The sequence below is a fragment of the Saccharopolyspora sp. NPDC000995 genome (genome assembly GCF_053599315.1).
This window is the reverse complement of the sequence record NZ_JBSFLZ010000004.1, coordinates 66,155-78,682: the sequence shown is the minus strand read 5'-3', so window position 1 is coordinate 78,682 and position 12,528 is coordinate 66,155. Positions and strand designations below refer to the sequence as shown.

The window sequence follows — 12,528 nt, the reverse complement described above, 5'->3', positions numbered from 1 at the left end:
CGTGACCGTTGATCCGGCTTCGCAGTGCGTGACGAGGAGGCGGGGACCATGACCAGGAAGGCCTCGGAACCCGAAAAGACGGGCATACCGCAGTCACCCGCCGCGTTCGCCGCCGAGCACTCGGCCCGCACCGACTTCGTGATCTTCGGAGTCACCGCCGCGATTACGATCTTCTTCGTCTGCTGGGGCGTGTTCTCCACCGATTCGCTGGCGCGGATCTCGTCCGCCGCGCTGTCCTGGCTGGTGACCAACATCGGCTGGGGTTTCGTGCTCGCCGCGACCGGGTTCGTGGTGTTCGCGCTGTGGCTGGCGATCAGCCGCTACGGCGCGATCCCGCTCGGGCAGGACGGCGAGCAGCCGGAATTCCGCACCGTGTCGTGGATCGCGATGATGTTCAGCGCCGGCATGGGCATCGGCCTGATGTTCTTCGGCGTCGCAGAACCGCTGGCGCACTTCGTCGAACCGCCACCCGGCACCGTGGAACCGCTGAGCGAGGCGGCGGTGGAGACCGCGATGGCGACGTCGCTGTTCCACTGGACGCTGCACCCGTGGTCCATCTACGCCGTCGTTGGGCTGTCCATCGCGTACTGCAGCTTCCGGCGCGGTCGCAAGCAGCTGATCAGCGCCGTGTTCACGTCGCTGATCGGCAAGCGAAGTGCGGAGGGCCCGATCGGCAAGCTGATCGACATACTTGCGCTGTTCGCGACGCTGTTCGGCTCGGCGGCCTCGCTGGGGCTGGGGACGCTGCAGATCCGCAGCGGCATGCAGTCGGCCCGCTGGATCAACGGGGTCGGCAACACGGTGCTCGTGCTGATCATCGTGGTGCTGACGATCTGCTTCATCTTCTCGGCCGTGTCGGGCGTGGCCAAGGGCATCCAGTGGCTGTCCAACATCAACATGGTGCTGGCCGCGCTGCTGGCGATCTTCGTGTTCGTGGTCGGCCCGACGGTGTTCATCCTCGACCTGCTGCCCACCTCGATTGGCGTCTACCTGCGAGAATTCGGCGAGATGGCCTCCCGCTCCGGCGCCACCGGCGGCGCCGCGATGAACGACTGGCTGTCCAGCTGGACGATCTTCTACTGGGCGTGGTGGATCTCGTGGACGCCGTTCGTCGGCATGTTCATCGCGCGGATCAGCCGGGGCCGCACGATCCGGCAGTTCGTCACCGGGGTGATCCTGGTGCCGAGCGCGGTGAGCCTGGTTTGGTTCGCGATCTTCGGCGGCAGCTCTATCCGGGTGCAGCAGGGCGGCGTCGACGTGTTCCGCAGCGGCGGCGAGGAGGCGCAGACCTTCCGGGTGCTGGAGACTCTGCCGCTGTCGGCGATCACCACGGTGCTGGTGATGGTCCTGGTCGCGATCTTCTTCGTCTCCGGCGCGGACGCGGCGTCGGTGGTGATGGGCACGCTGTCGCAGCGTGGTTCGATCGAGCCGAAGCGGTGGATGGTGGTGTTCTGGGGCGCGGCGACGGGTGCGGTGGCCGTGATCATGCTCATCGTCGGCGGGGAGAACGCGCTCAGCGGCATCCAGAACATGACCTTCCTGGCGTCGGCGCCGTTCGCGGTGGTGATGGTGCTGCTGTGCGTGGCGCTGATGAAGGACCTGCGCGAGGACCCGCTGATGCAGCGCGGCGAGAAGGGCGCGCAGGTGCTGGAGCAAGCGGTCATCGCCGGTACCGAACGCCACGGCGGGGAGTTCCAGCTGGAAGTCGGCCCGGCTGAAGAGGATTCTAAGCTGCACTGACATCCTCCACCGTGGATGGTTCCCTCGTTGCCCGCGTCGATCCACAGTGGATTCCTCGTTGGTATCTCCGGGTCGGCTGCTCGGGTGTGATCTGTCCGGAAGATCAGTTCGATCCGGTTCGGCAACCTCTGGCGCCGCAGTGCGTCTCTAGGGGTAAAGGCTCCCCTGTCGAGAGGTCCTACCGATGTCCATGCGCACCAAGCTGATTATGGCGACCAGCTCGATCGCGTTGTCCGCGCTGGCGCTGACCGGATGTGCCGCGGGCGCCCCGGCACCGGCCCCCGCCCCATCGGCCAGTGGCGCCGTCCAGTCTGGGGCCGTGTCGAACCTGACCTCCTCCGCCGCCGAGCCGGAAATCCGCGCCGGCGTGCACGGCAGCGAGGAGCGGGTCGTGTTCGACTTCAGCAAGCTGCCGAACGTGAGCGGGCTGAAGGTGATGAAGCATGAGCGCAACGAGACGGCGCCGGTCTGGGGCGGCTCCGGCGAGCCGGTCGAAGGCATGACCGGTAAGGCGTTCCTACACGTCTACGTGGAGATCGCCGACCAGGACCGCAGCACCGCCGGACCTGAGCAGTTCGGCCAGGAGCTGGCGCAGAGCGCGGTCGTCAACGACAACTCGCACGGCACCGGCGAGTTGACGATCGGGCTGACCGAGGGCGTCGACTACGAGGTGCTGGTCGAAGGCGAGAAGGTGATCGTCAACATGGCTCAGGGTTCGTTGGGCCATTGAGCCGGACCGGTGTCGCGGGCGTCGACTTGGGACGGTGCCGAGGCTTCACCGGAACGTGGCTTCATGAGAGGGTGCCCGCTGTGAGGTTCCGCATGCCGCGCCACGGGCGCCTTCTCGCATCGATCGCCGCAGCCGGACTGCTGCTCACCGGTTGCGGCGCCGGCCCCAGCCAGGTCGGCGCGGCCGCCATCGTAGGCGACAAAAGCATTCCGGTCTCCGACGTCCAGTCCTGGTTCGGCGAGGTGCTCGCGAAGGAACCGGGCCTCAGGGCGAAGTGGCAGCAGCAGGGACAGCTCGACGACCTCGGTAGGCGACTGGCCTCGCAGCTGGTCCTGCAGGAGCTGGTCGCGCAGGCGGCCCGAGACGAGGGGCTGACCGTCACCGACCAGCAGGTCGCCGACCTGATCAACCAGATAGGCGGGCCGCAGACGGCGGCCGGGGGTGGGATCTACACCCCGGAGGGCCTCCCCGACGTGGTCAGAACCTACCTGCTGGAAACGGAACTCGGGCGCAAGTACGTCGACCGGCTGGCGATTACCTTCGACTACAGCCGGGCGAGCACGCGCGGCGAGGCGGAGGAGAAGGCCAAGCGCATGGCGCAGGGCCCGACGGAGGCCGCCGCGCTCGTCCAGGAAGATGCCAAGGCTGGCGTTCTGGCGGTGCTCGACCAAAAGCTGCGCGCCAGCGACGATCCGAAGCTCGCGCCGTTGTTCGGCGCACAGCCCGGCACGGTGCTGGCCTTCGAGCCGGAAACGAACTCCGGCCAGTGGTTGATCGCGCGGATCAAGGAGCGCCGCACCGATGCGCCCCCGACGGCATCCTCTGGTGGGATGGGCGACCAGATGCTGCAAAGCCTCGGCAGCGGCCTGCTCGGCATCACCGCGGACCGCGTCGGGGTGCGGCTCAGCCCGCGCTACGGCGTCTGGGACCGGGTGAACCTGGTGGCGGTCCCGAGCGAGGGCGAAACCGCGGGCTTCCGCTTGTCGGCACCGGCGGCCTCCGGCTGACCGGCGAGCCCGCAGTTTCAATTGAAACTGCGGCCGGGGTGACCGACGACTCTGCGCCCGGGCCCACGGCGGGCGTTGCGGGTTGGGACAATCGCAACATGAGCGAGGTCCGGGTGCAGGAAGGTTCCGCGGTCGTCGTGGTCGATGACCGGCTTGGCGACGTTGTACCGGCCGGGGCGCTGCCGCTGCTGCGCAGCGCTGCCGCCGTCTACGCCGAACCCGGCCTCGCGCCCGCTACGCGCGCCGCGCTCGGGGCCCCTGCGCCGCCTGCGGCGGCAGATCTGCTGGCGCAGGCTGCTCGGGAACCCGTCGTGCTGATCGTCGGCGAACTCGGCTTGGTCGACGCCGACGCGCTCCGCGCCGCGGGTGCGCAGCTGATCGCCGCCCCGGCGCCAGCCGGGATCGAGCTGCTCGACGCGGTGACGGTGATGGACCGGCTGCGTTCGCCCGGCGGCTGCCCATGGGACGCCGAGCAGGACCACGACACGCTGCGCAAGTACCTCGTCGAGGAGACCTACGAGCTGCTCGACGCGATCGAGCACCGCGACCGGGAGGCGCTGCGCGAGGAGTTGGGGGACGTGCTGCTGCAGGTCCTGTTCCACGCGCGGGTCGCGACGGAGGATCCGGCCGATCCCTTCGACATCGACGCGGTCGCCGCGGGCCTCGTCAGCAAGCTCGTGTCGCGGCACCCGCACGTCTTCGCCGACGGACCGGCGCTGCTGGACGCCGAGTCGCAGCACGCCCGCTGGGAGGAGCTGAAGCAGCAGGAGAAGCAACGTGAGTCCATTGTGGATGGTGTCGCGCTGGGGCAGCCGGCGGTGGCCCTGGCCGCCAAGCTGGTGCAGCGCGCGAAACGCGCCGGGATTCCGGCGGACGCGATGCCGCGAGGCGAAACCCCTGGTGAGGTGCTGTTCGACACCGCCGCGCAGGCGAAACTGGCCGGTCACGACCCGGAGGACCAGCTGCGCGCGGTCGCGCTGGCATTCGCCGAGCGTGTCCGTTCGGCCGAGCGGCGGGCCCGCGAGTCCGGCCGCGAGCCGGCGGAGCTTTCGGCGGCCGACTGGCGCGAGCTGCTGTCCGATTTGCCGGACCCAGCGGGTGCGCGTTCGGAGTAGTGGCGCACACTGGTCGCGGGCATCGGCTGACGAAATACGTCTCGCGGCGATATTCCTCCATGGGGGCACGCTCAATTTCTCCATGGGCACGCTCTGCTGAAATCGGCGCCCCGGTGCATCCGGGGTGTAGTAGGGAGGATGCTCTTGCCGCGTCGGTTATGGCTGCTGTTGGCCCCGGTGCTCACGTTGCTGGCTTCTTGCGCACCCCCAGTCTCGTCGTCGCGAGGAAGCACCGAGTTCACGCCGCCGCCGGCGGTCGCGCCGCCCGACCCCGGCGTCGCCCCGCCAATGGTGGAGTTGCTCGCCCCGGGCGGCCCGCCGATACCGCCGAGCGCCCGGCCGCAGCGGCAGCTCGCCGGCTGGGCCGAGTCGATGGCCGACGAGCTCAACATTCCGCGCGCCGCGCTCCAGGCCTACGGCTACGCGCAGCAGGCCATCGAGGCGAAGTCGCCGACCTGCGGGCTCAGCTGGTCGTTGCTCGCGGGGATCGGCGCCGTGGAATCCAGCCACGGCCGGTTCGGCGGGGCGCGGCTGGACGAGACCGGGCGGCCGAGCAAGCCGATCATCGGGCTACCCCTGGACGGCAGCTCCGGGGTCAAGCGCATTCCGGACACCGACGACGGCGAGTTCGACGGCGACACGGTGTGGGACCGCGCGGTGGGGCCGCTGCAGTTCATCCCGAGCACCTGGCGCGACTGGGCGATCGACGCCGACGGCGACGGGGTCCGGGATCCGCAGGACATCGACGATGCCGCCCTGGCAGCGGGCAACTACCTGTGCAGCGTGGGCGGTGACCTCAACGATCCCGAGCGGTTCTGGGCCGCGCTGCTGACCTACAACGAGAGCCGCAGCTACGGCCAGAAAGTCCTGGACTACGCCGACTACTACGGCAAGGCCAGCCGCGCCCTCCCGGTCGAAGACTGACGATCGGAATTCCAGACGCGTTTCTCGTGGCAGTGCGCCGGCTGTGCCTCGCGAGCGTTGCAGCCGCCGTCTTGCCCAGCGGGTCGGTCCGCGATTCTAAACGGAAATCAGAGCCGTGATTTCCATTGAGCTCTTCTGATCCGGATTGATCGGCAGCCGAGATGCTGGAAGGCGGTTGCTCGAGGCTGCCGCACGCGGCGCAGCCGCCTTGGTGCACCTTCGCAACCGGCACCGCGGTGGGTTCTCGGCGGCCTTCTCGCGAGGCAGCCCGGGCGCGCCGGAGGACCGGAAGTTCCAATTGAAATGCGGCCGGTCCCCGGTGGCGGGGACCTGGCCGGCGGACCTTCGCGCTGCAGGAGCGATCGGGGGCGGTTGCTCTCGACTTGAGACAGCTGATCGGCCTCTGGAGGCAGGATCTACTAGCGAGTAGCCTGGGCGACGTGATCAAGAACACGTCCCCGGTGTCGGCCGCATTAGGGCGGCTCGTGGTCGCCGTTGCGCTGCTGGCCGCGATGGTCGTCGGGGTCGGGCTGGTCAGCGTGTTCGGCAAGCCCCCGACCGCGCCGGTGGCCGAGCCGCCATCCGAACAGGACGTGGCGCCCGCGGCGGTGGTACCCGGCTCGATGGCGCCGACGGTCGAGGAACCCATCCCGCAGCCCCGGCCCGGCGCGGACCCAGTGCGGGAATGGGCCGACGAGGTGTCAGTGGTGGTGGACATCCCGGCCCGCGCCATCGTCTCCTACGTCAATGCGGACCTGGCAATGCGCCGGCACCAGCCAGACTGCAAGGTCTCCTGGGCGACGCTGGCGGGCCTCGGCCGCATCGAGTCCAACCACGGCCGCTTCGCCGGGCGGCTGCTGCGCGAGGACGCCCGGCCGTCCAGCCCGATCATCGGGGTGCCGCTCAACGGCGCGCCGGGGATCCGGGTCATCCCGGACACCGACGGCGGCGCGCTCGACGGCGACGTCGTGCACGACCGCGCGGTGGGGCCGATGCAGTTCATCCCATCGACCTGGCGGAAGTGGGCGACTGACGGCAACGGCGACGGGACCGGCGATCCGCAGAACCTGGACGACGCCGCGATGGCCGCGGCTCGTTACCTATGCGCGGGCGGCCGGGACATGACCACCGGTGCGGGCTGGTGGTCGGGAGTCATGTCGTACAACAACTCGGTGGAGTACGGCCAGAAGGTGTTCGCCCTGGCCGAGTCCTACGCCGAAGCGGGCAACCGCCGCCGCTGACCGGGGGCGAAAGCTGATTTCGCGCGCCGGAGGGCGACGGCGCGCGATTTCCGCAACCCGTGGTTCCCGCGACACAGGGCAGTGCGGGGGTCAGATGTCGCGGGTGGCGATGTGGGCGTTGATCTCGCCCAGCGCTTCTTGGTACGCGGGCACCGGATGCATCGTCGCGGCCAGCCTGATCTGGGCGCGCGCCTCGTTCAAGCGGCCCAGGCGCTGCAGGGTGCGGCCCAGCACCAGGCGCGCGTAGTGGTCCGACGGGTCGAACTCCAGTACGCGCAGGAACGCCCGCTCGGCTCGGCGCAGCTGGGCCGAGAAGTAGTAAGCCCGCCCGAGCAGCAGTTGCACGCTCGGCTTGTCGGCGGCGATGTCGAGGACGGGTTCTAAGACGCGGATGGCTTCCAGGGGGCGGCGCTGCGCGAGCAGTTCTTCTGCCCGGCGGAACGCTTCGACGGTGCCTTCGGTCGTCATGGCGTGGACAACGTTACGTGCCGATCGGCTGTTCCGAGACGTCCGTCCGGATGGTCTTCCGGCTGGTGTCCGTGATGCGAATACCGGCCGAACGCCGGGCTTGTCGACCGGGGTCGAAAACCCGCGAGCCCGTCGGCAGCGCGCGAGCCTGCGTCGGCGGCCTCACCGGCCCCGTTAGGCTCGTAGTCGGTCGTCGGGCGTTCGGCCGGTTCGCCGCGCGCGGGAACGCCGGGGCGGCCCGCTTCGTCCATAGTTCAAAGGCTGGTTAGGAGCACACGTGGCGATCATCGAGCAGGTCGGAGCCCGCGAGATCCTCGACTCGCGCGGGAACCCCACCGTCGAGGTCGAAGTGGCATTGGAGGACGGCACGCTCAGCCGCGCTGCGGTCCCCTCGGGGGCCTCGACCGGCGAGCATGAGGCCGTCGAGCTGCGCGACGGTGACGCCGCCCGCTACGGCGGCAAGGGTGTCGAGAACGCGGTCGCGGCGGTATTGGACGAGATCGGCCCGGAACTGACCGGGTTGGACGCCACCGAGCAGCGCGTCGTCGACCAGAGGCTGGTCGACCTGGACGGCACGCCGGACAAGTCCCGGTTGGGCGCCAACGCCATCCTCGGCGTCTCGCTGGCGGTCGCCAAGGCCGCCGCGGAGACCTCCGGACTGGAGCTTTTCCGCTACGTCGGCGGACCGAACGCGCACGTGCTGCCGGTGCCGATGATGAACATCCTCAACGGCGGCGCGCACGCCGACACCGGCGTCGACATCCAGGAGTTCATGATCGCGCCGATCGGCGCGGACACCTTCACCGAGGCGCTGCGCTGGGGCACTGAGACCTACCACGCGCTGAAGTCGGTGCTCAAGGCCAAGGGTCTGGCCACCGGCCTTGGCGACGAGGGCGGGTTCGCCCCGGACCTGCCGAACAACCGCGAGGCACTGGACCTGATCGCCTCGGCGGTGGAGAAGGCCGGCTACAAGTTGGGCCGCGACATCGTGCTGGCGCTGGACGTCGCCGCGACCGAGTTCTTCTCCGAGGGCACCTACAACTTCGAGGGCTCCAAGCGCACCGCCGAGCAGATGGCGGCCTACTACCAGGAACTGCTCGGCGCCTATCCGCTGGTGTCCATCGAGGACCCGCTGGCCGAGGACGACTGGGACGGCTGGACCAGCCTGACCGAGCAGGTCGGCGGCCAGGTGCAGCTCGTCGGCGACGACCTGTTCGTCACCAACCCGGAGCGGTTGGAGGACGGCATCAGCCGGGGCGCGGCCAACGCGCTGCTGGTCAAGGTCAACCAGATCGGCACGCTGTCGGAGACCCTGGACGCGGTCAGCCTGGCCACCTCGTGCGGCTACAAGAGCATGATGAGCCACCGCTCCGGCGAGACCGAGGACACCACGATTGCCGACCTGGCGGTGGCCACCGGCTGCGGCCAGATCAAGACCGGTGCCCCGGCCCGCAGCGAGCGCGTCGCCAAGTACAACCAGCTGCTGCGCATCGAGGAGGGCCTCGGTGACGCCGCCCGCTACGCGGGCGAGCTGGCCTTCCCACGGTTCACGCCGGAGAGCTGAGCCATGCCGGTCGGGCGCGCATCGGATCCACAGCGGCGCAACCGCCGGGGCGAGTCCCCGGCGGAGCGCCGTGGTGAGCGCGTCCGCCGGGACGGGACCAGGACCTCGAGCCGGAGACCGGGTCGGCAAGCGTCGACCCGGTCCCGCCCGCGGTCCAGCACGGGGGGAGCGTTCAAGCTCTCCTCGACCAGGCGGGCCGCAGGCCTGGCGATGCTGGTCTGCGTGATGGCGCTGAGCGTGTCGGTGCCGCTGCGCACCTACCTGAGCCAACGCGCCGAGCTGGCCCAGCAGGACCAGCAGCAAGCGGAGCTGACCCAGCAGGTCAGGGAGCTGGAACAGCGCAAGGCGGAACTCTCCGACCCAGCGCAGGTAGAAGCAGAAGCGCGGGCCAGGCTGGGCTACGTGCGTCCGGGCGAGACGCCCTACATCGTGGAGTTGCCGACCGAACCGGCCGCGCCGCCGCCCCCGGTCGCCCCCGCCGAAGACGGCGTGCCGTGGTACGAACAGCTCTGGAATTCGGTGATGGGAAAGGGATCTTGACGGTGAACTCGGGCGTGCCGACGATCAGCGATGCGGATCGGGAATGCATCCGCCGGCAGCTAGGTCGGCCACCGCGCGGCCTGCACGCGATCGCGGCGCGGGACGCGGCCGGAGAACCCACGGTGGTCCAGACCTGGCCGCGGCTGGAGGACGGCACCCCCTTCCCGACGCTGTACTACTTGACCGCCCCGCAGTTGGTGGCGCACGCTTCCACCTTCGAGGCGGAGAGCCTGATGCGGGAAATGGCCGAGCGCCTGACCACCGACCCGGAGCTCGCGGAGCGCTACCGCCACGCGCACGAGTCCTACCTCGCGGAACGCGACGCGCTCGAATCGTTGGGCACCCAGGTCAGCGCCGGCGGCATGCCGGACCGGGTCAAGTGCCTCCACGTGCACATCGCCCACGCCCTGGCCAAGGGGCCTGGAGTCAACCCGTTCGGCGACGAGGCGATCGACCTGATCGCCGAACGCTGGCCCGAGCACCGCTACCTGCTCAACCGCTGACCCGCTCCGTGACGGCGCGATTTCCATGGAAATCAGACTTTCGATTTCCATGGAAATCGTGTCAGCGCGTCGCAGCGATGCGACCGAGGAGGGCGCGAGCGCCCGGGATCGGCGTCGCAGCGAAGGTGCGGCCAGCACGGAAGGTGCGGCCAGCGGCAGCGAGCCGCGTAGCGGCGAACGACTCCGCGACGTGCGTCGGCGCGAAGCGCGGCAGCAGCGACGCCCGGAGCGTCAGCGACAGGAGCTCTGCGAGGCGCGCGCCCGTTCGGGCGGGGGCGTCGAGCTCCGCGAGGACGGCGTCCGGAGTGGACGGTTGTTTGTCCAGTGCGCGCAACAGGTCCAGCGCTGTGACGTTGCCGAGCCTTCGCCGATCAGGTGGCCGAGCGCGCCCGCGTACTCGATCTCGGCCGACGCGTTGGATTTGTTGCCCAGCCTGTCCTTCAACGGCTGGAGCCGGATCTCGTTTCGGCTGCCGTCGGGCAGTACCCGCGGCACCAGGAAGCAGCTCAGCCCGCCGGATGTCTGAGCCAGGGTCAGGAACAGGTCGTTCATCGGCGCCGAGGTGAACCACTTGTGGCCGACGATCCGGTAGGTGCCGTCGGCGAGCGGTTCGGTGGTGGTGTTGGCCCGCACGTCGCGCCAGTCGGACGGGTGACGTGCCCGCTCGCCATCCGGCGTTCCTCGAACCGGTGGTGTATCCAAGGAGCCATCTCGGTTTTTCCGGTGATGTTGGTCTGGGGATGGAAGCTAGTGACGGCTCGCAACAAGCGCCGCGGCAAGCACGAGTGGAAAACGACACCGCGGCTCCGCGCGGCGGCTCGGCGAAAGGCGCGCAAGTGGGTCGCCGTGACCGCGATGGCTCCGGTGCTGCTGCTGCCGACGACGCTGGCGGCGTCGAGTTCGTTCCTGACCGATCCGCGGCAGCCGGTCGGCGAGGAGCCCGATCCGCGCGAACTCGGCGTCAGCGGGAACCTCCCGCAGGTACCGCTGCTCAGCCTCGAGGTGCTGGCTCGGGCGGCCGATCCACGGCAGCTCGCCACCGGCGCGGGGCCGCAGGTGGAACTGCCGACCGGGTCGCTGGGCATCCCGGGAGAGCTGCTGGACGCTTACGTCCGCGCCGCGAACCAGGTGGATCGCGGTGGGCAGCGCTGCGGTTTGCCCTGGTCGGTGCTGGCCTCGATCGGCCGGATCGAGTCCGGCCACGCCCGCTCCGGCAGCGTCGACGTGCTCGGCACGACGGTGCGGGCGATCCTCGGCCCACGGCTGTCCGGCGACCCGGGCCTCGCGGCGATCCCGGACACCGACGCGGGCCGCTACGACGGCGACCCGGTGTGGGACAGGGCGGTCGGGCCCATGCAGTTCATCCCGTCGACCTGGCAGAAGTACGCCGTCGATGGCAACGACGATGGGGTCGCGAGCCCGCACAACATTTACGACGCCAGCCTCGCGGCTGCGCGGTACCTGTGCAGCGGCGACGACTTGCGCAGCCCGCAGAACCTCGCGGCGGCGGTGTTCCGCTACAACCACTCCGACAGCTACGTGCGGACGGTGCTGATCTGGGCGGCCGCATACGCCAACGGTGTCACGCCGACGCCTTCCGAGCTGGCGCCGGAGGTCGGCGACGTGCTCGAAGGCGAGCGCCTGCCGGACGGCCCGCAGGTCCTGGCAATGGTTCCGCCTGCGCCTCCAGCGCCGACCGGAGCGCCTGCGCCGCAGCCCACCCCGGCCACGCCCGCCCCGACCGGCCCGCCGCCCGATACGACGCCCCACCCGGCGGAGCAGTCGCCGACGACCGGAGTCCCGCCGCTTGAGATCCCGGAACCGTCCCCGCCGGATCTCACCCCACCGGAATCGGCCACCCCGCCTGCCGTGCCGCCGAGCGCTGCACCGCCTGGTGCACCGGCTGGGGTTGCACCTCCCACGACCCCGCCTGGCGCGCCGCCGAGCGCTGCACCGCCTGATGCACCGGCTGGGGTTGCACCGCCCACGACTCAACCTGACACCCCGCCGTACCCGACGCCGTCGGGTACACCACCGGGTACGATCCCGCCTCCAGCGCCGTCGCCCGGGACTCCGGAGAATCCGGCGCCGCCGATGTCCGCGCCGGGCGGATCCGCACCGCCGGCCGGAAGCACCGTGCCATCACCGGAATCAACCACCCCGCCGAGCTCGGCGCAGGGCGAGCTGCCGAAGGCCTGCGACCCGGCCGTGCTCATCAGAGGTGAGTTCGCCTCGGAGCAGTCGCCAGCCACGACCCTCGACCCGGGGGTGAGCGACCCGCACACCGTGGTGCCCGGCCAGACCGTCTACGTCGAGTCCGGCACCCCGGGATCGCTTGAGCCTTGTGCTGTACCGAACGTTTGGGCACCACCTTCGTAATCTCAGTATCGTGCCAGCGAGAGTGCCAGTTCATTTTATTGAGTTTAAGAAGGCTCGATGGCGTATTCGGGACGGTGGATGGTATTGCCTTGACGTGTGAAAAGATTTGCGATAACGTGCGCTCATTCTGGATGTGAATCACTCTAAACCCAAGGGCTTAAGTGCGCAATAGTGTGCGCGAATCATTGCGCTGTGCTTTGATTTTACCTCTCGTGTCGTTGCTGTTCTGGCGTCGCAATCAGTCGCGCTCGCGTATCTGAATCCGCCGTCCAATCAGACTCGACCAGTTCCGGCAAATGCCGTGATCGCTCTGGGGC

General features: G+C 69.6%; 11 protein-coding genes and 1 pseudogene. 10 read left to right on the top strand and 2 right to left on the bottom strand.

Annotated features, from left to right (window positions below; all coding sequences use genetic code 11):
- Positions 1 to 48 precede the first annotated feature (48 nt).
- The 6 genes from ACWDKQ_RS03050 to ACWDKQ_RS03025 all read left to right on the top strand — a co-directional run bounded on the left by ACWDKQ_RS03050 (position 49) and on the right by ACWDKQ_RS03025 (position 6,757).
- Positions 49 to 1,740, top strand: a complete 1,692-nt coding sequence (locus tag ACWDKQ_RS03050) for a BCCT family transporter (RefSeq protein WP_450137094.1) — start codon at positions 49 to 51, stop codon at positions 1,738 to 1,740.
- Positions 1,741 to 1,924: 184 nt separating this feature from the next.
- Positions 1,925 to 2,470, top strand: coding sequence for an AMIN-like domain-containing (lipo)protein (locus tag ACWDKQ_RS03045; protein WP_450137093.1), 546 nt, complete (start codon positions 1,925 to 1,927; stop codon positions 2,468 to 2,470).
- A gap of 92 nt (positions 2,471 to 2,562) precedes the next feature.
- Entirely contained in the window at positions 2,563 to 3,477 is a 915-nt protein-coding gene (locus ACWDKQ_RS03040) for a SurA N-terminal domain-containing protein (protein WP_450137092.1), read from the top strand.
- Positions 3,478 to 3,575: 98 nt separating this feature from the next.
- Entirely contained in the window at positions 3,576 to 4,592 is a 1,017-nt protein-coding gene (locus ACWDKQ_RS03035) for a MazG family protein (RefSeq protein ID WP_450137091.1), read from the top strand.
- Positions 4,593 to 4,730: 138 nt separating this feature from the next.
- Positions 4,731 to 5,516, top strand: a complete 786-nt coding sequence (locus ACWDKQ_RS03030; protein WP_450137090.1) for a lytic transglycosylase domain-containing protein — start codon at positions 4,731 to 4,733, stop codon at positions 5,514 to 5,516.
- Between the two features lie 440 nt (positions 5,517 to 5,956).
- Positions 5,957 to 6,757, top strand: coding sequence for a lytic transglycosylase domain-containing protein (locus ACWDKQ_RS03025; protein ID WP_450137089.1), 801 nt, complete (start codon positions 5,957 to 5,959; stop codon positions 6,755 to 6,757).
- 90 nt (positions 6,758 to 6,847) lie between these two features.
- Here ACWDKQ_RS03025 and ACWDKQ_RS03020 read toward each other — a convergent pair whose 3' ends face one another.
- Positions 6,848 to 7,225: a tetratricopeptide repeat protein gene (locus ACWDKQ_RS03020; RefSeq protein ID WP_450137088.1), complete on the bottom strand. Its 378-nt coding sequence runs from the start codon at positions 7,223 to 7,225 to the stop codon at positions 6,848 to 6,850.
- A gap of 277 nt (positions 7,226 to 7,502) precedes the next feature.
- Here ACWDKQ_RS03020 and eno point away from each other — a divergent pair, with 277 nt between their 5' ends.
- From eno to ACWDKQ_RS03005, 3 genes are all read left to right on the top strand, one after another.
- Positions 7,503 to 8,789, top strand: coding sequence for a phosphopyruvate hydratase (gene eno, locus ACWDKQ_RS03015; RefSeq protein ID WP_450137087.1), 1,287 nt, complete (start codon positions 7,503 to 7,505; stop codon positions 8,787 to 8,789).
- A 210-nt stretch (positions 8,790 to 8,999) separates the two neighbouring features.
- Positions 9,000 to 9,329: an FtsB family cell division protein gene (locus ACWDKQ_RS03010; protein WP_450137086.1), complete on the top strand. Its 330-nt coding sequence runs from the start codon at positions 9,000 to 9,002 to the stop codon at positions 9,327 to 9,329.
- A 2-nt stretch (positions 9,330 to 9,331) separates the two neighbouring features.
- Complete coding sequence (locus ACWDKQ_RS03005) at positions 9,332 to 9,832, top strand: DUF501 domain-containing protein (RefSeq protein WP_450137085.1); 501 nt, start codon at positions 9,332 to 9,334, stop codon at positions 9,830 to 9,832.
- 363 nt (positions 9,833 to 10,195) lie between these two features.
- Here the strand turns inward: ACWDKQ_RS03005 and ACWDKQ_RS03000 are convergent.
- Positions 10,196 to 10,471: pseudogene (locus ACWDKQ_RS03000) on the bottom strand (acyl-CoA dehydrogenase family protein); the annotation flags it as partial.
- A 111-nt stretch (positions 10,472 to 10,582) separates the two neighbouring features.
- Here ACWDKQ_RS03000 and ACWDKQ_RS02995 point away from each other — a divergent pair.
- A complete protein-coding gene (locus tag ACWDKQ_RS02995) occupies positions 10,583 to 12,211 on the top strand; it encodes a lytic transglycosylase domain-containing protein (protein ID WP_450137084.1) in 1,629 nt (542 codons plus the stop codon).
- The last annotated feature ends 317 nt before the right edge of the window (positions 12,212 to 12,528 follow it).

What these genes read in the sequence shown, in the direction of transcription:
- ACWDKQ_RS03040 (WP_450137092.1), top strand. Translation starts at nt 2,563, where the DNA reads ATGCCGCGCCACGGGCGCCTTCTCGCATCGATCGCCGCAGCCGGACTG.
- ACWDKQ_RS03030 (WP_450137090.1), top strand. Translation starts at nt 4,731, where the DNA reads ATGCTCTTGCCGCGTCGGTTATGGCTGCTGTTGGCCCCGGTGCTCACG.
- ACWDKQ_RS03035 (WP_450137091.1), top strand. Translation starts at nt 3,576, where the DNA reads ATGAGCGAGGTCCGGGTGCAGGAAGGTTCCGCGGTCGTCGTGGTCGAT.
- ACWDKQ_RS03050 (WP_450137094.1), top strand. Translation starts at nt 49, where the DNA reads ATGACCAGGAAGGCCTCGGAACCCGAAAAGACGGGCATACCGCAGTCA.
- ACWDKQ_RS03020 (WP_450137088.1), bottom strand. Translation starts at nt 7,225, where the DNA reads ATGACGACCGAAGGCACCGTCGAAGCGTTCCGCCGGGCAGAAGAACTG.
- ACWDKQ_RS03010 (WP_450137086.1), top strand. Translation starts at nt 9,000, where the DNA reads ATGCTGGTCTGCGTGATGGCGCTGAGCGTGTCGGTGCCGCTGCGCACC.
- ACWDKQ_RS03045 (WP_450137093.1), top strand. Translation starts at nt 1,925, where the DNA reads ATGTCCATGCGCACCAAGCTGATTATGGCGACCAGCTCGATCGCGTTG.